This window comes from bacterium SCSIO 12844, assembly GCA_024397935.1.
Lineage (GTDB): Bacteria > Pseudomonadota > Gammaproteobacteria > Francisellales > Francisellaceae > M0027.
In genome coordinates this window covers 2,992,178-3,012,850 of the sequence record CP073743.1, presented here as the reverse complement: position 1 = coordinate 3,012,850, position 20,673 = coordinate 2,992,178, and the positions used below count along the sequence as shown (strand labels likewise).

Annotated in this window: 20 protein-coding genes; 18 read left to right on the top strand and 2 right to left on the bottom strand. The window is 31.5% G+C overall.

The window, feature by feature from the left end:
- Nucleotides 1–7 precede the first annotated feature (7 nt).
- The 16 genes from KFE69_13295 (at nucleotide 8) to KFE69_13220 (ending at nucleotide 14,662) form a co-directional block, all read left to right on the top strand.
- Entirely contained in the window at nucleotides 8–1,108 is a 1,101-nt protein-coding gene (locus KFE69_13295) for an FAD-dependent oxidoreductase (GenBank protein UTW42433.1), read from the top strand.
- Complete coding sequence (gene thiS / locus KFE69_13290; protein UTW42432.1) at nucleotides 1,086–1,295, top strand: sulfur carrier protein ThiS; 210 nt, start codon at nucleotides 1,086–1,088, stop codon at nucleotides 1,293–1,295. The genes KFE69_13295 and thiS overlap by 23 nt, the downstream gene beginning before the upstream one ends.
- Before the next feature lie 3 nt (nucleotides 1,296–1,298).
- Nucleotides 1,299–2,099, top strand: a complete 801-nt coding sequence (locus KFE69_13285) for a thiazole synthase (GenBank protein UTW42431.1) — start codon at nucleotides 1,299–1,301, stop codon at nucleotides 2,097–2,099.
- Between the two features lie 6 nt (nucleotides 2,100–2,105).
- Nucleotides 2,106–3,614: a bifunctional hydroxymethylpyrimidine kinase/phosphomethylpyrimidine kinase gene (gene thiD / locus KFE69_13280; protein ID UTW42430.1), complete on the top strand. Its 1,509-nt coding sequence runs from the start codon at nucleotides 2,106–2,108 to the stop codon at nucleotides 3,612–3,614.
- Between the two features lie 53 nt (nucleotides 3,615–3,667).
- On the top strand, nucleotides 3,668–4,261 hold the full coding sequence (locus KFE69_13275) for a GNAT family N-acetyltransferase (GenBank protein UTW44089.1): 594 nt from the start codon (nucleotides 3,668–3,670) through the stop codon (nucleotides 4,259–4,261).
- Nucleotides 4,262–4,339: 78 nt separating this feature from the next.
- Entirely contained in the window at nucleotides 4,340–5,380 is a 1,041-nt protein-coding gene (locus tag KFE69_13270) for a hypothetical protein (protein UTW42429.1), read from the top strand.
- 74 nt (nucleotides 5,381–5,454) lie between these two features.
- The gene (locus KFE69_13265) at nucleotides 5,455–6,141 is read left to right on the top strand and encodes a response regulator transcription factor (GenBank protein ID UTW42428.1); all 687 of its coding nucleotides are present in this window, start codon (nucleotides 5,455–5,457) and stop codon (nucleotides 6,139–6,141) included.
- 17 nt (nucleotides 6,142–6,158) lie between these two features.
- Nucleotides 6,159–7,196 (top strand): HAMP domain-containing histidine kinase, encoded by a 1,038-nt coding sequence (locus tag KFE69_13260; protein ID UTW42427.1) that lies wholly within the window; start codon nucleotides 6,159–6,161, stop codon nucleotides 7,194–7,196.
- A gap of 116 nt (nucleotides 7,197–7,312) precedes the next feature.
- Nucleotides 7,313–8,584, top strand: a complete 1,272-nt coding sequence (locus tag KFE69_13255) for an NAD(P)-binding protein (protein UTW44088.1) — start codon at nucleotides 7,313–7,315, stop codon at nucleotides 8,582–8,584.
- Nucleotides 8,572–9,372, top strand: a complete 801-nt coding sequence (locus KFE69_13250) for a DUF1365 domain-containing protein (protein ID UTW42426.1) — start codon at nucleotides 8,572–8,574, stop codon at nucleotides 9,370–9,372. The genes KFE69_13255 and KFE69_13250 overlap by 13 nt, the downstream gene beginning before the upstream one ends.
- A 74-nt stretch (nucleotides 9,373–9,446) precedes the next feature.
- The gene (locus KFE69_13245; protein UTW44087.1) at nucleotides 9,447–10,604 is read left to right on the top strand and encodes a class I SAM-dependent methyltransferase; all 1,158 of its coding nucleotides are present in this window, start codon (nucleotides 9,447–9,449) and stop codon (nucleotides 10,602–10,604) included.
- Nucleotides 10,597–11,127, top strand: a complete 531-nt coding sequence (locus KFE69_13240) for a chalcone isomerase family protein (GenBank protein UTW42425.1) — start codon at nucleotides 10,597–10,599, stop codon at nucleotides 11,125–11,127. Before KFE69_13245 ends, KFE69_13240 begins: the two co-directional genes overlap by 8 nt.
- Nucleotides 11,127–12,431 (top strand): MFS transporter, encoded by a 1,305-nt coding sequence (locus KFE69_13235; GenBank protein ID UTW42424.1) that lies wholly within the window; start codon nucleotides 11,127–11,129, stop codon nucleotides 12,429–12,431. Before KFE69_13240 ends, KFE69_13235 begins: the two co-directional genes overlap by 1 nt.
- Before the next feature lie 62 nt (nucleotides 12,432–12,493).
- Nucleotides 12,494–13,045 carry a DUF3833 domain-containing protein gene (locus KFE69_13230; protein ID UTW42423.1) on the top strand — a complete coding sequence of 184 codons (552 nt, stop codon included), beginning with the start codon at nucleotides 12,494–12,496 and terminating at the stop codon, nucleotides 13,043–13,045.
- Complete coding sequence (locus tag KFE69_13225) at nucleotides 13,029–13,784, top strand: SDR family NAD(P)-dependent oxidoreductase (GenBank protein UTW42422.1); 756 nt, start codon at nucleotides 13,029–13,031, stop codon at nucleotides 13,782–13,784. Before KFE69_13230 ends, KFE69_13225 begins: the two co-directional genes overlap by 17 nt.
- A gap of 29 nt (nucleotides 13,785–13,813) precedes the next feature.
- Nucleotides 13,814–14,662: an acyl-CoA desaturase gene (locus tag KFE69_13220; GenBank protein UTW42421.1), complete on the top strand. Its 849-nt coding sequence runs from the start codon at nucleotides 13,814–13,816 to the stop codon at nucleotides 14,660–14,662.
- A gap of 3 nt (nucleotides 14,663–14,665) precedes the next feature.
- Here the strand turns inward: KFE69_13220 and KFE69_13215 are convergent, their stop codons facing one another.
- A complete protein-coding gene (locus tag KFE69_13215) occupies nucleotides 14,666–15,169 on the bottom strand; it encodes a hypothetical protein (protein UTW42420.1) in 504 nt (167 codons plus the stop codon).
- A 178-nt stretch (nucleotides 15,170–15,347) separates the two neighbouring features.
- Complete coding sequence (locus KFE69_13210) at nucleotides 15,348–16,070, bottom strand: phytochelatin synthase family protein (GenBank protein ID UTW42419.1); 723 nt, start codon at nucleotides 16,068–16,070, stop codon at nucleotides 15,348–15,350.
- Between the two features lie 213 nt (nucleotides 16,071–16,283).
- Between KFE69_13210 and KFE69_13205 the strand changes: the two genes are divergently transcribed.
- A complete protein-coding gene (locus KFE69_13205) occupies nucleotides 16,284–17,558 on the top strand; it encodes a biotin/lipoyl-binding protein (protein ID UTW42418.1) in 1,275 nt (424 codons plus the stop codon).
- A complete protein-coding gene (locus KFE69_13200; GenBank protein ID UTW42417.1) occupies nucleotides 17,548–20,673 on the top strand; it encodes an efflux RND transporter permease subunit in 3,126 nt (1,041 codons plus the stop codon). Before KFE69_13205 ends, KFE69_13200 begins: the two co-directional genes overlap by 11 nt.

Genomic DNA, 20,673 nt, shown 5'->3' with positions numbered 1-20,673 from the left:
CAATATTATGCTTAATTTAAATAAAGTAGCCATTTTGGGTGCAGGCTTAATGGGCCGTGTACTAGCTTTAACGCTACTTAAGGATAACCCTCATCTATCGATTGATTTATATGATAAAGATACAATAGATGGTAAAAAAAGCTGTGGCTATCAAGCAGCAGGAATGCTTGCGCCGATGGCAGAGTTAATGACATGTCATGGGCAAATTTATGCTTATGGTAAAGATGCGCAATCGTTATGGAATAAGCTTTTAGATGCTACGATGGCGCAATATAAAGATAAGGTTCTTCAAACTAAAGGAACTGTCATCATCGCAGCTAAGCAAGATCATACAGAATTAGATCATATCAAAGAATTAATCAGCTTTCGTATCGATCAATTTGATGGGGATCATTTTGATATCAGCAAGTGCTATTTATCAGATAAAGCGTTAAAAGCAATCATGCCAAGCCTAGATACAACAAATCTTTATAAACACAGTTTATATTTCAAAGATGAAGCAGTCATTGATGTACCTTTATTCTATCGTTATTCACATGAAGTTTTAACTAGATATCAAAAAGTCCAATGGTTTGAGCAAATTGAGATTAATATCAATGATTTTAATTGCTCTAATGAGATAGATCATGATTATATATTTGATTGTCGTGGTTTAGGTGCAAAAAATGATTTAAATCAATTATTTGCAGTTCGTGGTGAGGCAATTGTTATTTATCAGCCACAGATTGAAATTGATCATGTGATACGCTTACTCCATCCAAGGCATTCGTTATATTTAATCCCAAGAGGCAATGGTATTTTCTATGTTGGTGCAACGAGTATTAATGCTGATGATTTATCGAATATATCTGTTGAAAGTTTAATGGAATTATTATCGATGCTCTATGTTATTGATGTGCGTTTTAGTGAAGCTCGAGTATTAAAAACAATCAGTCATCTAAGACCAACTAGTGAAAATGATTTACCAATTATTGAGCATAAAAATAATATGATTCGTCTTAATGGCTTATCTCGTCATGGCTATTTATTTGCACCAAAAGTTGCACTTGAAGTACTAAATTTAGTGAAAACAAAAGAGGTATGTGATGTTTATACAGATTCAATTTAATCAAAAACTTATTGAACTTCCAGAAGATGATGCATCATTAGAGGTACTTTTAATCACAGAGAAAGTTCAGGGGGATTATTTTCTAGTGGTGATTAATGATCAGTTAGTCTTGCGAGAGAAGTATAAAAATTATTGCCTTAAAAGAGGGGATAGAGTCGATATTATAACACCGATGCAAGGAGGGTAAGTGATGTGGCAGTTATTAGATAAATCTTTAGATTCAAGATTTATTTTAGGTAGTGCGCTTTATCCTAGTATGCAGATGATGTTAGATTCAATTAAGGCCTCTTCAACATCATTAATTACTGTATCACTAAAACGTAGTCTAGCAACGAATACGGATAATCATATCTGGCAACAATTATTAAAAACCGGTTGTCATATCCTACCGAATACAGCGGGTTGTCGTAATGCAAAAGAAGCCATTTTTATGGCAGAGATGGCACAAGAAATATTCAAAACCAATTGGATTAAACTTGAAGTGATTGGTGATGATTATAATTTGCAACCTGATATGATTGGCGTGATTGAGGCATCTGAGGTATTAATTGATAAAGGTTTTAATGTTTTACCTTATGTTACTGATGATTTAGTCATGGCAAAACGATTGGTTGACCTGGGTGTTAAGGTATTAATGCCGTGGGCTGCGCCTATCGGTAGTGGTAAGGGTGTACATAATCCATATGCATTAGAAGTATTGCGTGCTCGTTTTCAAAATATTCAATTAATTGTAGATGCCGGTATTGGTGTGCCTTCTGATGCGGCAAAAGTCATGGAAATGGGCTTTGATGGTGTGTTGTTAAATAGTGCTGTAGCACTTGCGGGTAATCCAGTTGAGATGGCTTGTGCTTTTAAGCATGCAATTAAAGCTGGCAGATATGCTTATTTGGCCAAACGCATGCCAGTAAGAGAAATGGCAGCATCTGCAACAGCGCTAATGGATACACCATTTTGGCATAGAAAAGAAAAACAAATGATCAATGGTGAGTGAAATATTATGGCAAAGCCTATTTGTTTAAGTATTGCAGGATCTGATAGTGGTGCTGGTGCAGGAATTCAAGCAGATATAAAAACTTTTTTTGATTTGAACTGTTATGCAACAACAGTAATTACAGCTATAACTGCACAAAATACAAAAGAAGTGATAGCCATTGATGCTGTGAGTGATGACTTATTTGAAAAACAATTACAGTCAATCGAAGATGATTTATTACCTAGGGCAATTAAAACAGGGATGATTGCAACAGTAAAGCAAGTTGAAATAATCAGTAATTTCTTAGAACGGTATGATGATATTTTTTATATTTGTGACCCTGTTATGATTGCAACTTCAGGCGCAAAGCTAGTCGGTAAAGCAGTTATAGATGCCATTATAACAAAGTTATTTCCTAAGGCCGATTTAATCACACCGAATTTAGATGAGGCAGCTTATTTACTTTTATTGGATAAGCGAGATTATAATTTAAATGCTTCATTAGAGGAAAGTGCCATTAAGTTATATCAAACCTATCAATTAAAGGCAGTGCTTTTAAAAGGGGGACATAGTACTACACCAGAAGTTGACTATTTCTATTCGCAAAATACACATTTTTATTTAAGTTCAAAGCGTTGTTTATGGCATCAAAGTATTCATGGTACAGGTTGTACCTTAGCAGCATCAATTACAGCGCTATTAGCTTTGGGTTATGATTTATTCAATGCAGTTGTAATAGCAAAAGCGTATATTACAGAGGGTATTTTTAATGCTCAAGCGGTTGCTAAAAATAAAGGTAATTTACCGGTTGCCCAGTGTGGCTTTCCAATTAACAAGAATTACTTCCCTGTAGTAACACAACATCAAAAATTAATTAAAAAGAATAATATCTTTAAGCGTTTAGATCAGTCAATTGGTTTTTATCCGGTTGTAGATACAATAAAATGGCTAGAATACTTAGCTAAAAAAGGTATTAAAACCATTCAACTGCGCATTAAAGATAAGCCACTTGATTGGGTAGAAAAAGCAGTGATTCAAGCAGTCGATTTACAGAAAAAATATCATTTACAACTATTTATTAATGATTATTGGCAGAAAGCCATAGAATATGGTGCCTATGGCGTGCATTTAGGTCATGAGGACTTATCTATATTATCTTATGATGAGATTAATCAGTTAGTTAATTCAGATGTTTGCTTAGGTTTAAGCACACATGATTATTTTGAACTAGCCTATGCATTAAGTGTTAGACCCAGTTATGTTGCTTTAGGTCCTATTTATCCGACAACTTCAAAAGTAATGCGTTTTGGGCCACAAGGCGTAGAAAAATTAAAAAAATGGCAATCGTTAACAGATATTCCATTAGTTGCAATTGGCGGTATTACATTAGACAATATTCAAGATATCATAGATGCTAATGTAGAAGGCATTGCAGCAATTTCTATGATTACAAATGCTAGAGATCCCAATCAGGTGATTGATCAGTTAAGCCGTTTGTTTAAACGATTTAACATGGGTGATGTGGTTGTTTAAAAAATGATCGAATGGTGGTGATTATGACCTCTACAAATACACTTATTGATGCAATGAAAACCTTAATCTTAGATGGAACAACGCTTCAATTAGCACCATTGAGTTTAGCTTACGAAGCAGATTTAATTGAAGCTGTCGAAGATGGTAAGCTTTATCAGATGTGGTTTACACATGTACCAAAACCAGAACAAATGAATCGAGAGATTAAAAGGCGCGGTGCTTTAAGAGAGCAAAGTAAGATGATTCCATTTGTTGTTATTGACAAAAAAACCAATAAAGCTTTAGGTATGACAAGCTTTATGAATCTTGATCTTGACAATAAGCGACTTGAAATTGGCTCAACTTGGTATTGTCAAAGTATACAGGGGACAGCATTAAACACGGAAGTTAAGTTATTACTGTTAAACTATTTATTTGAAAAGCTTGATTGTATTGCAGTTGAGTTTAGAACGCATTTTTTTAATAAAAAAAGTAGAGCGGCAATTGAAGCACTTGGTGCCAAGCTTGATGGTATTTTAAGAAATCACATGATTCTTGCAGATGGATCATTGAGAGATACTTGTGTTTATAGTATTCTTCAACATGAATGGCCAAGTGTTAAAAATGCGCTAGAGTATAGGTTTAATCAAAAAATAAATAAGCTATAAAATATAATTAATTTTGCAAATATGCCAAATTGTTCTTGAATATAATGATAAAGAATAAGTTTATTTAAGGTGTGTTTGATGCAATTAATCACTGGTAAATCTAATTATTCTGAGTATAAAGATATGGCATCTGTAGAAGATCAAATGCCTGTTGATGCTAAAACATTATTAGCGTTTTTTGAAAAACCTCTTAATTGGCCACTCATACATCAAGGTTTATTATTAATTGAATTTTTACCTGAAGTAGAAAAAGTACAAACCGGTAGCGCCTATTATTCAAGAAAACCAGTATTTGTTGTTAGAGATAAAAAATTTAAACATAAACTAACTGAAGAAGCATTTGAATTAAAGAAGGTAGAGGTAGTACATAACCAAGACAATGCATGGAAAATTGTTGTTGATAGAGATAATAGTAAAAAAGGTTTTATATTTAAACAGATGAAGCGAGAGATTAGTTGCACGCCAATAAGTTCAAGCAATCAGTATGTTTATTATCGTGATGCTTTTTACGTTGATTTGGCTTTTCCATTTAATCTTTTTTTTATTAAGCCATTTTTTATCAATAATACGATTAAATTTATTTTGGCAAAATCATGTCACAATATCTATGAATCATTATCTGGCAAATCAATTAACTATCAGCCATCAGCGTACGCTATTAAAGATAAGAAACACTGTTTATCACAATCAGTTGTGCTTGATATGCCATTTCATGCTGTGCAAGAAAAGTTTTCAAATAAAGAGGGTTTCTTGGCAAGTATTTTAGCTCAAGTCAAACATCCATCAAATGTAGCGATTAAAATAGAGCAATTATGGGATTGTATTTTTGATGTTAATTATGAGCATAACACAGTTAGTTTAGAAGCTTCTGGTGGTAAAGCAGGCCGTTACTTTAAGTGTTTAAAGATTATGATCAATGTTAATGATCAACAGACATTCACTGAACTAAATATTGATCTTATTTATAAGCCAGTACTTAAAGTAAACTGTTTTGGTTGGCTTATTCCTATCTTACCATTACCGAGTGAATTGCATTATCAGGTGCTGTGGCCTGTTTTAGATGGTTTTATTAATACTATATTAAATAATATAAAATGTTTCATTGCAGAAAGTAGATAACTACTTAATGGTAATATTTATTCTTTATAGATAAAATAACTGTTTAAATTCTTGGATAAAAAATTAAGTAATTGATGAAAGTTTTATTTGCTGATGATGATCATGCCACTTTATCTTTTGTAAGAGAAGGATTTATTAATAGTGGATATCATATAGAGTTAGCTAGTGATGGTAAAGAGGCCTTATATTTAGTCACTATTAATCAGTTCGATGTTATAATTGTTGATTGGATGATGCCGTATCTTGATGGTGTTTCATTAGTGAAAATTTTGCGTAAGCAAGGCATTGAAACACCCATTATCATTTTAAGTGCTTTATCTCAAATTGATCATAAAATTGAGGGGTTTAAATCAGGTAGTGATGATTATTTAACAAAACCATTCGCTATAGAAGAGTTAGTAATAAGAGCAGAAGTATTAGCTAAGAAAAATCAACGCTTACAGAATAAAGATATGGTCGTTCTTAGCTGTCATGATTTAATTATTGATTTAATTTCACATCAAGTCACTCGTTCAGGTGAGCTACTTACATTGCAAGCTCGTGAATATGAATTGTTAGTATATATGCTAAAAAATAAAAACCAAGTAATTACCAGAAGTATGATTCTTGAACAGGTCTGGAATTATGATTTTGACCCCCAAACTAATGTAATTGATGTACATATTTCGCGGTTAAGACAAAAATTAACAGTAGATGGAAAATATTCAAATATAATTCAGACAGTCAGAGGATTTGGTTATGTTATTAAAGATAAAAATTAATACAGTTAAGTGTTGTAATGCAAATAAATAAGTCCAAATCTCAATATCGACGTTATATCATAAGTTCAAGCTTTAAAATGGCTTTTTTATTTGCATTATTGCTAGGTATTAGCCTATCAATGTGGGGCTATTTGTTAATTCGTTTTTGGGCATTATTAAATGCATATATTGCATTTAAAATTAGCATTTTAATTAGTATGGTTTGTATGATTCTTGTTATTGGAATTAGTTTTTTTATTAGTATATATGTTTTAAGGCGTATTAATCATATCTCAAATACTGCTGTCTCAATGATGCAAACCAATGATTTAAGTCAGAGGATTAATATTGTAACTCGTTGGGATGACTTAAGTAATCTAGCACATGTACTTAATCAACTATTAGATCAAATTGAGAAGTTAATGTATGACCTTAAAATAGTATCTGATAACATTGCACACGATTTACGCACTCCTTTAACTAGAATGAGAAATCAACTATCATCTCTTCAACGTGATTATGATACTCCGGCACATGAAAAAGCAGTATCTGAGTGTGAAAACTTATTAACAACATTCAATACTTTACTAAGAATCAGTTATCTTGAATATGGTAAGCAAACGCTTTTAAAAGAATCTCATTATATTGATGAGATATTAAATGATGCTATATCATATTACTTGCCAATTTTTGAAGAAAAAAACATAATAATACTCAAACATACCATGAAAAAAAAACTTTGTTTGGATCGAGATTTATGTTTTCAAGCAATCATAAACATTTTAGATAATGCTAGTTATTATGCGCCACGAGATTCTGTGTTTAGATTATTAGGTATAGCCTGTGAAAATTATTATGTTATTAAATTTATAGATCAAGGTGCCGGTGTTAAAGAAAATAATATTAATAGTATTTTTAATCGATTTTTTCGAGAAGATAAAAGTAGAAGCAATAAAGGAAATGGTTTGGGTTTATCAATGTCAAAAGTGATTATTTGTAAGCATAATGGGGAAGTTTTTGCTAAAAATAATTCAGATAAGGGCTTAACAGTAATTATTAAATTACCATTTTTTTAACATAAAAAATCTCATAAATATTAACAATTGTTAATTCGATAATTTGAATATCTATGCGTAGAATAAAGATATATAAAGTAATGATGGAAGATTACATGACAAAAGAAAAAACAAAATTGCAAAAAATAGCAATTATAGGTTCAGGTATTTCAGGCTTATCCCAAGCTTATATGCTTAAAGATGATTATGAAATTACACTCTATGAAAAAAATGATTACTATGGTGGCCATGCACGTACATTAAGTGTTATAGAAGCATCAAAAAAAATAGCTATAGATACTGGTTTTATCGTCTTCAACTATCAAACTTACCCAAATTTAATGCAATTTTTTGAACATTTGAATATAGCAACTGAAAAAAGTGATATGTCTTTTGGTGTCTCAATAAACAATGGTCAATTTGAATATGGCACACGAACATTATCAGGCTTATTTGCAGATAAACGACATTTAGTTTGTTTAAAATTTTTAAAAATGTTAATAGATATTTTAAAGTTTAATCATTATTCTAAAAAAAAATTAAAATCTGATCTGATTGATATAGATATATCATTGAATAAATATATTGAAAGTTTAAATGTTGGAGATTGGTTTAGGAATTATTACCTAATGGCAATGGGTTCAGCAATATGGAGTACACCTATTAGCTCAATGTCTCACTTTCCAGCGTTGACATTTATTAGGTTTTTTAATAATCATGGTTTATTGAGGGCATTTAATCATATACCTTGGTATACTGTTAAAGGTGGAAGTTCAACTTATGTCAATGAAGTTATTAGACAATTAAAGGATGCTAATATTAAGTTTAAATCTGCTGCTAAATCAGTTAGGAGAAATACAGGGCGTATTGATATAAAAGATAATCAGGGGGAATCTAGCACATTTGATAAAGTAATATTTGCATGTCATTCTAATGAAGTATTGCAGATTTTGGATATGCCAACTTCAGAAGAAATAAACTATTTAGGCAGTATAAAATATCATCGTAATGAAGTTGTACTGCATAGCGATACTTCATTTATGCCTAAAAGGAGAAAAGCTTGGTCTAGCTGGGTTTATTTAAAAGATCAGTTACATAATGAATCAATTATATCTTTGAGTTACTGGATGAATAATTTGCAAAAATTAGATGCAAAAAAAAATTATTTTGTCACAATTAATCCAGCTAAAAGTATTGACCCTAAATTGGTAATTGATCGCCATTATTTTGAACACCCTGTGTTTAATCAAAAGGCTGTGGTAAATCAAGCTAAAATTGATAAAATACAGGGGCTTAATAATACATTTTATACAGGTGCATATCTACGATACGGTTTTCATGAGGATGGTATATTAAGTGCTGTTAATGTGACAAAACGCTTAGGAGTTAAAATACCATGGCTAAATTAATCTGTAATGATAATTTGATTTTTGATGCTAAAATACGTCATCGTCGCTTAGGAAAGAAGAAAAATTATTTTAGCTATCGTAGTTATTATGCTTGTTTATTATTTGATAAATTAGGGATATTTAAAGGTAGCTTTCTTTTTGGCTATAATAAATTTAGGCTTTGTAGTTATTATGATAAAGATCATGGATATCGAGATCAAACACCTGCAATTAACTGGGCTGAAAAAATTTTTAATAACAATCAGATTTATCCGGAGAAAATATACTTAATTACCATGCCAAGAGTATTAGGTTGTTTGTTTAATCCTATTAGTTTTTGGTTGGGTTTTAAACAAGATAAGCTTATTGCTGTAATTAATGAGGTTAATAATACATTTGGTGAAACACATAGTTACTTATGTATGAATGAAAAGAATAAACCAATGCTTAAAAATCAATGGTTTAGTGGAAGAAAATCATTATACGTTTCGCCTTTTTATCCGCATGACGGTTACTATAAATTTAATTTTGATATTCAATTAAATTCAACTACCAAATCTAGAGTAATTATTCATTATTTTCTAGAGGATAAATTACATTTGGTTACTTCACTTGAAGGTAAATTTAAATTATTATCTCATAAAAATTTGCTTTTACAATTTATTAAAACACCATTTTTAACTATAAAAGTGATTTGTTTAATTCATTATCAAGCGCTGAAATTATTTTTTAAAGGCGTTAAAGTACAAAAAAGACCTAAACAAGATTCAAATCAACTAACAGTTTGTAATAACATTAACAAAATTTAATCTATATTTCATATTATTCTTAATTTATTTCGTTATGATTGTAGTTGGAAGCAGAAATTTTAGAGTCAGTTATTATGTTTGAGAAAATGATCAAAAATAAATTATTATCTTCACTTGAGAAAACACAATATGGTGAAATCCATTTACAAACACCTGAAGGGAATTTCTATCATTTCAAAGGTCAAAAACCTGGTCAAAACTGTAATATTATCTTAGAAGATTGGAGAACAATTGCAAATTTAAACATTAAAGGTGATATAGGCCTTGCAGAAGATTATCGTGATGGTTATATCCATACAGATAATCTAACTAAATTATTACTATTTGGTTTGGAAAATGAAGCAATTTTTTCTGGTTATATTAGAGGTAATTTCTTTTATCAACAACTTGCCAAATTAAGTTATCTAGCAAAAAGAAATACAATAAAGGGTAGTCGAAAAAATATTTATCAACATTATGATTTAGGCAATCAGTTTTATCAATTGTGGTTAGATGAAACAATGACTTATTCATCTGCTATTTTTAAATCAGATAGAGATACATTGGCAGAAGCTCAGAAAAATAAATATGATCGTATTTTAGAGAGAATCCCATCAAGTGGAAATCTACTTGAGATTGGTTGTGGTTGGGGTGGATTTCTAGAGCAATCTGCTATGAAAAATAATATGCAACATAAGGGCATCACTATATCAGAAGCTCAACGTTCATATGCAAATAAACGCTTAGGTGATAGTGCATTAATAAGTCTTGAAGATTATCGAATACAAAAAGGACAGTATGAAGCGATTGTTTCAATAGAAATGCTTGAAGCAGTGGGTAGAGCATATTGGCCAATTTATTTTAAGAAAATAAAAGCATTACTAAAATCTAAAGGTAGGGCAGTTATACAAAGCATTGTTATTGATGATGCTTTATTTAAGTCATACGCTAAAGGTGCTGATATGATTAGAACATTTATTTTTCCTGGTGGTATGTTGCCAAGTCCTACAGCGATGAATCAGCAACTTAATCTTGCACAACTAAAAATAACTGATCGGTTTTCTTTTGGTCAGGACTATGCAAAGACACTTTATTGTTGGTTAGAGAAATTTAAATCCCAAGATGCTAGTTTGATTAGTTTAGGGTTTGATAAACGCTTTCAAAGACTCTGGCAATTTTATCTTGCTTATTGTATTGCAGGTTTTCAAAGTAGAAGAACTGATGTTGTTCAATGGGAGATTACACATGCTTAAATCATTTGTGATGTCAGTTGTGCTATCTTTTATAATTGGCTGTAATTATTTATATGCTCAACCATCATTAGTTCATTTAAAATCAGAAAACAGTGTGTTAATTGGTGAAATACACTTTAAATTTTGGTTTTGGTCTGTGTATGATGTTAAGTTATATAGTACTAAGAAGCCATTTAAATTCGATCAGGGGTTTTTGCTTGAGATTAGTTATTTACGTGCTTTTAGTTCTCAAGCAATTGCTAAGGAAAGCATTCAACAAATTCAAGCCCAGCATCCAAATTTAAAAGCATCGCTATTAAAAAAATGGCAACTACAGTTAGAAGCGATTTTTCCCAATATTAAAGAAGGAGATCAACTGATAGGTTATTATAGTCCTGAAGGCTATGCTTACTTTTATGATAAAAAAGCTCAATTTTTAGGTCAAATTGATAACACTAAATTTAGTCAATATTTTTTTGATATTTGGTTAAGTGATAAAGCTGAAAATAGTGAGCTTTCAAGAGAATTAAGAGGTTTGAAATAGTGGAGACTAATCAACGATTAAAATCGATTGAAATTATTCCTTATGCTTTCATCATGTTACCAGTGGCCTTTACTGGTATACCCATTTATATTTATCTGCCAGAATATTATCATAGTCAATTTAATGTTTCTCTTGCAAGCTTAAGTATCAGTTTATTTATTTTAAGACTATTAGATGCAATTTTTGATCCTCTTTTAGGATATTTAATAGATAAGCTAAATAAATATCGGATGTTGATGTTATTAATTATTCCTTTGATTTTTATTTTTGGTTTTTATATCCTTTGTGTGCCAATTTTTTCTAACCGATTGTTAAACTTAGTTGTTGGTGTTTTTTTAGCAACGATCGGGTTTAGTTTTTTTAATATTTTTGTTAATACGCAGGGTGCGCTATGGAAACATTCAGATTATGACAAATCAAAAATAATAGCTATAAGGGAGTCTTTTAATATTATTGGAGTATTATTGGCTTCAGTATTACCGTTTTTATTTTTGAATTATCTATCGATTCTTAGGAGTTACCAAATTTATTCATTTGTCTTTCTAGGACTATTTTTTACTGCGTTTATACTATTTATTCGTTGGTATAAGTCGCATCAATTACATAGACAATCATCTCCGCTAGTACGCTATACATTAAAAGCTTATTTTAGAGTATTTGATAAGATGGGTATTTATCTGTTTTCTGCTTATGCATTTAGTGTGTTAGGTTCAGCTGTTGCGGGTGTGATGTTTGTCTTTTATAGTAAATATGTTTTAAATAGTACCCAAATGACTGGGTTATATTTATTTTTATATTTTTTAGGTGCAATTATAGGTATATATTTTGTAAAAAAGCTAGCACTTAAATTTGGTATCATACAAGTTTGGCTTGTATCTATTGTTTTTGCAATCATTGTTTTTAGTGGTGCATTTTTTTTATCAGAAGGCGATGTCATTTATTTTTCTGTAATTAGCTTTTTATCTGGGTTTTGCTTTGCTGCAGAGATTATATTACCTAATCTATTATTGGCAAAATGGATAGATGAACCTAGACGTGTGCATTTAGGCAATGGTTATTATGCGCTATTATCTTTTATTGGTAAGTTTTCTTTTGCTATAGCAACGGTTATAACACTGCCCTGGCTAGAACTAGATTTTAATGCAGTGACCATACTAGATAAAGTTACCTTAATTAAAGTTTTATATTGTTTGATGCCTATCTTATTTAAACTCATTGGCGTATGTATTTTAATTGCTTGGTTAAAATGGCGATTGACAGGCTTATCCACTGTCAATTTAAAACAAAAGATGGAGCAACATTAATGTCACAAATACCTCTTACCAGTAAGATATTTTATCGAATTATTTTTATAGGAGTAATAATGATGGCAATTGGTTTACTATTTGGTTGCTCAGCAACCATTGATCAATATAAAAATACACAACCTAAACTTAATTTAGAAAGTTATCTTAATGGAAGAATTGAAGGATCTGGAATTATTCAAGACTGGAAAGGTAAAGTCACAAAGCGTTTTGATTTTGTTGCTGATGCTTCTTGGAATAAGGACATTGGTACACTAGATGAAACAATGGTTTACTATGACGGTCAAACTGATCATCGTATTTGGAAAATAAAAAAAATAAATGATCACTATTATGAAGGTACCACCAAAGATGTCATTGGCATTGCCAAGATTCATGTTGAAGGTAATGCAATGAATTGGCAGTATCAGATGAATATTACAGTGGATAAGTCAACATATAAAATTACATTTGATGACTGGATGTTTTTGATGCACGATGGAGTTTTAATCAATAAAAACCAATTTAGTAAACTTGGCTTTAAGGTTGGATCACTAACACTATTTATGCAAAAAAAACAAACTCCAATACCTGCTAAAAAGAGTAGTGGTGCTACGTATGAAAAATCATTTTAAGCATTATAAAAATAAGTTTGTCTGGATTATTGGGGCAAGTGAAGGTATTGGTAAAGCATTAGTATTTAAATTAGATCAGTTAGGTGCTAAGTTGATTTTGTCATCACGTAATGAATCTAAATTATACCATCTGGGACAATCATTGAGTCAAAGTCCACATGTTGTACCATTTGATGTTTCTAACTTAGTAGATTTTCAACACAAAGCAAATGATATTTTTCAACAGTATAACTTGGATTATATTGTTTATTTGCCAGCTTTTTATGAGCCAAGTAGATTAAACAACCTTGATTTTGAAATGGTTGCTAAGACAATAGATATCAATTTAAAAAGTGTTTTTTACTTAATTGGCATTACGCTGCCCTATATTAAACAACATTCAGAATTGACTTTAGGGATTACCGCAAGTATCGCAGGTTATATGGGATTAGCAAATGCGCAACCTTATGGAGCAACAAAAGCTGCAGTAATTAATTTAATAGAAAGTTTTAAACTTGAGTATCCAGCTTACGGTATAAAGTTAATTAATCCTGGGTTTGTTAAAACACAACTAACAGATAAAAATAAGTTTAAAATGCCAGCAATTATTTCAGCTGAGAAAGCAGCTGATTATATTTTAAGAGGCTTAATCGCTAAAGACTTTGAAATTCATTTTCCTAAACGCTTTACGTTTTTATTAAAATGTATTCAAAAAACACCTTACTGGTTATATTTTAAACTTTTGAATAAGATTAAATAATACTGCTTTAGCTTTAAGGAGTTAATACTATGTTGTCTAAGAACACAAAATTTATCGACTGTTCATTACATCGTGAGTACTCGTTTTTGATTTTGATGCTGTTGATAGTTATACATTTACTCCCTTTAAGTGCATTATTTACAAACTTTTATATGGTAGATATATGGCTTTTTCTCATTAGCTATAGTGTAAGAGTATTTGCATTAACAGCAGGCTATCATCGTTATTTTTCACATAAGTCATTTGAGACTTCGCGAGTATTTCAATTTATTTTAGCTTACTTGGGTGCAACTGCTTTACAGGGCGGGCCTTTGTGGTGGGCATCTCATCATCGATTACATCATAAGTTATCTGATACCAAAAAAGATGCACATTCACCAAAATATTTTGGTTTTTTATATAGTCATTTTGGCTGGTTTATACAAAAGAAAAATCTAAAAGCACACTACCATTTAATTCGTGATTTTAGTCGATATCCTGAGTTAAGGCTATTAGAGCGCTATTGGTATTTGACGCCAATACCAATCTTAGCTTTACTCTATTGTTTAGGTGGCATGAACTATGTTATCTGGGGGTATTTTGTACCTACGGTTTTTGTTAATAATGTTACTTATATGGTTAATTCAGTTGCGCATGTATTTGGTCGGCGTTGCTATCACACAAAAGATGATAGTCGTAATAACTTATTGGTAGCTTTGTTGACCTTTGGTGAGGGTTGGCATAACAACCATCATCGTTTTGCAGCTTCTGCAAGGCAGGGATTTAAGTGGTATCAGCTAGATATAAGTTACTTAGTACTAAAGTTATTATCTTTTCTGGCCATCGTAAAAAACTTACGTAATGTTCCAAAGCATATACTTATGGAAGGTAGGTACTAATTATTAAGTAATTACATCAAGAAACTCACTGAATTGGTCAATAGCATTATCAGGCATGATATTTAAGCGTTTTGCTGTTTTTGAGCTGACAAGTAACATTTTTGCATGGCCACTGACACACAGTTGTTGATGATGGTTATAAATATTACTCACTGCAAATAAGCGTTTATTTTTTTCAATTCGTTCAATAGTTGTAATTGCTGTTACTGTTTGGCCAATCTTAATCGCTTGATGGTATTCAAAAGTTAGCTCTTTTGTCACAGTCATTGAGTGACAAGCACAAATTGATAACCAACCTAAGGACTCATCACAAATAGAAGCTGAAATACCGCCATGAACGATATTACCCCAGCCACTGTGATAATGATTTGGTATAAATGTTGTATAAACTGTTTGATCATGATAATGGTATTCTAACTGAAGTCCATGTGGGTTGGTTTTACTACAGCCAAAACAGTCACGCTCAAAGGGTACTTCTATTTTAATTGCATTTTCTGGTATTTGCATTGATATTTCTCTTAACTTAGTTATAGCTTAATGAAAGTAGTTATTTATCTTAAAATGTAGCCTCCTTTAAAGCAAAAGAAATACAATAAAGGATATTCAATTTGATTATACTATCAATGGCAAAAGCTTATATGCATTTTAAGTGCCATTTATTAACATAAAATGCCAAAAATTATCCTCAAGAGACAATAATAAAGCCGCGTGATTTTTTGCTGGTTGAATCAATGCCTAAAATGGCTTTGAATAATTCTTCAGATTTAACCCATACTGGTGGATACTTGTAACGAGCAACATCAAGAATTAAAAAGCGATCAGTTTGTGGGTTATAAGCTGCAATTGGCGAAAAATGACCACCACCTGATTCATTGATGGTTTTACGATAAAAATTAATGATGATAAACTGTTTTTTATTGGTTAATGCATTGATTAAAAGTTCTTTAATCTGCTTCAGCCCCATAATTTTATGGCCATGGTAGATTTTAACATGATCGGCGTATTGTTCTAAAATAAGTCCTGCTTGATCTAAAGTCATACCATGGAAGTTAATCATAGGTGGTGTAATATTAGCTTTTAAAATTGTTTGATTAAAAAATAAATTAGTTTGATTAAATAGTTTATATGGGTAATGCTCGGGTGCTTCTTTGGGCGTTTTGCCTAATGCATTTAAAGTCATCACAATCGATGCAGGTGCACAAAAGGCAAGCCCTTTTTCAGTAACAAAATACTGACTTAAAAGCCAGTAGTCGTTTAAGTATTTGTTGGGTGTTTCTTTGAAAAGCTTTTGACCTTCAGGTGAATTTAAAGCAATTAAATTATCGGCTACTGGCAATTGAGTATTAGCTAAAGCTAGTTGAAATAAGCATAGGAAGCTTAAAATAAAAATCGCTATATTTCGCAACATGAAAGTATCTCTCTTAATATTATCTTTAAATTAATCAGTTATAAAATAAGTCTAAAGATTTAGTCGCTATTTTACCAATTCTATTATTATTTTAGTGTATATAGAGCTTAATTTCGATGCGATTAGAATATAGAAGCGTAGAATCAAATATAAAATCCTACTATTCTTTATATAAGATAAATAGATTAAAGTATATGAGTATTTGATTACCTGATGAAAATTTATGCCCAAAAAAAACTAGCGATCACATTGGCAGTTGTCATTATTGTTGTGATTATTTCATTGAGCCTAGTATGGTTTAAATCTAAAGCTGATTCAAATGAGTCCCTTAGTAAGGGAGTATATATTCAAGTAGAAAAACTCAAACTTGGTCAATACCAACCGATTGTATTAATATCAGCAACAGCGATCTCAAGGCGCAATACTTCTGTGTCATCTTTTTTAAAGTCACGTATTGAGGTGATTCATTTTAAAGTTGGTCAAAAAGTAAAAAAAGGTCAATTATTGATAGAATTAGATCCAGAAGTCTATACGATTAATCTCGCCAAAGAAAAAGCGACAATTAATTTAATCAAAGTTAAATTAGATAAGAATAACGCCCAGTGTAAATTAAACCAATCACAATTAACACAAGCAAAATCACTACTTGAATTAGCACAATCTCATTACGAGCGCTTGAAATCACTACATGAAAGCACTTATACATCAGAATCAGAATTAGATATATCACAAGAAAAAGTTGTTAGTATGCAAAGCCAATTCAGCCAAAGGTCTTATGATTTAGAAAACTGCCTTTTAAATTCAAAGAGTTTATCAGCTGAATTAGATCAAGCAGAGGCAAATTTAAGATTAGCTGAGAAAAATATCAAAGAGACCAAAGTTTATGCACCATATGATGGTATTATCACTGATCAGTATGTCTCAGTTGGAAGAACTGTCAATCAAGGCGAGCGCTTATTTAGTATTTATGATCCTAATGCAACAGAATTAGAGGGTGTTATTCATCATAAGTTATACCAGGCTTTAACTAAAATTAGTCTAACAGAGATTACTGCATGCCAAGATTTAAAGGCTTCATCAAATTGCTTTGACTTAAAACGTATAAGTGATAATGTCTCTAAGCTTGGTACAGGGCATGTTGCTTATTTTTCAAGTGTGGATACATCAGCCAATATACCGTTTGGTAAAACGATCAAATTGTATTTAAAGCTACCAGAAATCCAAGCATTTAAAGTGCCAATCTCAGCAATTTATCATGATCAATTTATCTATACAGTTAAAGACGATCATTTATTCAAACATTCCGTTGAGTTAACTGGACGCTGGCTGAGTGATAATGGGCAATTATATCAGTTAATTAAACCATCAAGTTTGGCTGAAGGTACTTTGGTTATGTTAAGTCATATTCCTGGAGCGCGAAGTGGGCTAAAAGTAAGCTATCAAACAAATGATCATCATTTAAAACAAGTGGCTAGCGATGAAAATTAATAAGGGTGTTATTGCTTTTTTTGTGCAGCATAAAGTAGCTGCTAATTTATTGATGTTTATTATGATTGGTTCAGGGATATTTGGTCTTTATAAATTAAATACTCAGTTTTTACCCAATATTCAGATTAATTATATTACGGTTAATATTCCTTGGGTTGGTGCATCAGCATCTGATGTTGAACGTTCAATTATTGTGCCTTTAGAAAAAGACTTAAGAGACCTAGATAATTTAAAGACTTTTCGTGGTATTGCAAAATCAGGTGTTGGTACACTTGTTTTAGAATTTAAAGAAAAAGCCGATATGGCACAAGCTTACCAAGATGTCCAACAGCGGGTATCTGCAATCTCTAATTTACCTTCAGATGCTGAAAAGCCTGTGATTACTAAGATTGAGCGATATGAACCGGTTGCAAAAATTATTATCTCAGGTAATGAGTCACTTCAAGATATGCGTAAACTAGCCTATGACTATGAACATCAGCTACTACAAATGGGGATTGCAAAGATTAATATTATCGGTCTACCAAAACTTGAATTTGCAGTTAAAGTCTCTCAAGAGACATTACGTGCTTTGAATATGACTTTGCCAGAAATTGCGCAAATTATAGATCAATATAGTAGTGATGCACCACTAGGTACAGCCGGAGAAAAAGATGTTGCACGGGATTTACGTTTTATTAAAGCGGTAAGAAGTATTGAATCTATCGCAGGTATTCCAATTACTGATACAGATAGTTTACAAGTAACAACTGTTGGGGATATTGCAAAGATTACGCTAGATAAACAAGATGGTGAAACAACGGTATTTTATCATAATCGTCCAGCGATTGAATTACAGCTATTAAGAACGCAAAGTGATAGCACCTTAAAAATGGCAAAGATGATGTTTCAATGGTATGAAATACAAAAACAAGATGCTTTAAAGTCAGGTATTAATCTTGTTATTTATGATCAAACATGGACATTAATTAAAGATCGAATTTTATTATTAGTTAAAAATGGCTTAACTGGCTTAGTGTTTATTATCATTGTATTGATATTATTTTTAAATCTACGCGTTGCATTTTGGGTTGCTGTGGGCATTCCAATTTCTTGTTTTGCAACTTTTTATATTTTATATATATCAGGTGATTCAATTAATATGGTCAGTTTATTTGCCATTATCATGACACTTGGGATTATTGTAGATGATACGATCGTTGTTGGTGAAAATGCCTATCGAGAATTTAGTTTAGGAACAAGACCTTATAAGGCTGCAATTCTAGGTGCAAGAAGAATGTTAAAGCCTGTCTTAGCTTCATCACTAACAACCATTGCCGCATTTCTACCTTTAATGCTAGTGACAGATATTATAGGGCAAGTTTTATTTTCAATTCCATTAGTGGTTATTTGTGTCATTATCGCATCATTATTTGAATGCTTTTTAGTCTTACCTAATCATCTTAAAAGTAGCTTTAGAAAAATGAAGCATCAGTCGACTTCTAAGATGAGAATGAAGCTTGATTATGGATTTGAATATTTTCGTGATATTTATTTTTATCGTTTATTATCAGTGGCATTAAAATGGCGTTATACGGTCATTGTATTTGCAATGCTATGTATCATATTAACCATAAGCTTACTTATTGGTCGACATGTACCTTTTACTTTTTTTAAAATGCCTGATTCAAATATTATTAAGTTAAATACAGTATTTGTACCAGGTACACCTGAAAAAGTAATTCATCAATATTTAAACCATGCTGAAACAGTATTAAATGAAATTGCCAAAGCAGAAAAAAAAGCACATCCAACTGAGCCAAATTTAGTCCAAATTGTAACCCAAGTAATGGGTAAAACAGCTGATTTAAGAGGTGACCAAAGGCAGAAGCGTGGTGATAATGTTGGCCATTTAAATGTTGAACTATCAATGCCAGATGATCGTTCAATTTCTAATGATGAGTTTATTCATAAATGGCGATCAAAATTAAGCCCATCAGATGATATAGAAGAGTTGATAATCTCATCGCCCGTTGCAGGTCCACCTGGAAGAGATATTGATATTCGCCTATTTGGTAATAGTGCATCAAAGCTTAAAAAGGCAGCAGAATATATTAAGCTGCGTTTAAGTCAGTATCAGGGTGTGAAAAATATCTCTGATAATCTGCCCTTTGGTAAAGAGCAATGGATTTTCGAGTTAAAACCATCAGCGATTGCCCAAGGTGTGACAACTAAATCAGTTGCAAAACAAGTAAGCGCAGGTTACTCACGTGTTTTAGTGCAAAGAATTACCGAAGGTCAAGATGAGATTGATATAAGCCTATCTTTAACGGATGATGATCAGGATAGTTTATTAAAGTTAGAAAATTTCCCAATCAAACTACCAAATGGTTCAATGGTGCCATTACAGACATTAATTAAAATCAAGGCAATTAGTGGCTTTGATCGTATGATTCACCAAGATGGGAAAATGGTGGTTAATGTAACAGCAGAAATTGACAGTAATTTAACCAATGCCAATGAAGTCTTACATTCATTAGCAGAAAATACCCTATCACAATTAAAAAAAGCTTATCAGGTTAATTATGATTTAGGTGGTAAATCACAAGAGCAGGCACAGACATTCTCTGATATGCTAACAGGCTTAGTTATCGGTGTATTTCTCATTTATATTATTTTAGCTTTATTTTTTTCATCCTATAGTTGGCCATTGATGGTGATGTCAATGATTCCATTAGGAATTGTTGGTGCAATTGTCGGGCACTTACTACTAGGCTATGATATGACTATTTTATCATTATTTGGTTTATTTGGCTTATCAGGCATTATTGTCAATGACTCGATCATTTTATTAAGCTTTTATAAAGAAAAGCGTATGAGTGGTATGAAGGCAGTTGATGCAATTATTGAAGCAACCAAAACAAGGCTTAGACCGGTTTTACTGACATCGATTACCACAATTGTTGGCTTATTGCCCTTATTATTTGAAACATCATTACAAGCAAAATTTTTAATTCCAATGGCAATTTCTATTGTATTTGGATTATTGTTTACAACATTTTTAATCCTCTTTGTATTACCTTGTATGCTTTCATTTTATGAAAGAATCGATCATAAACAGCTTGAAAGAAAGTAA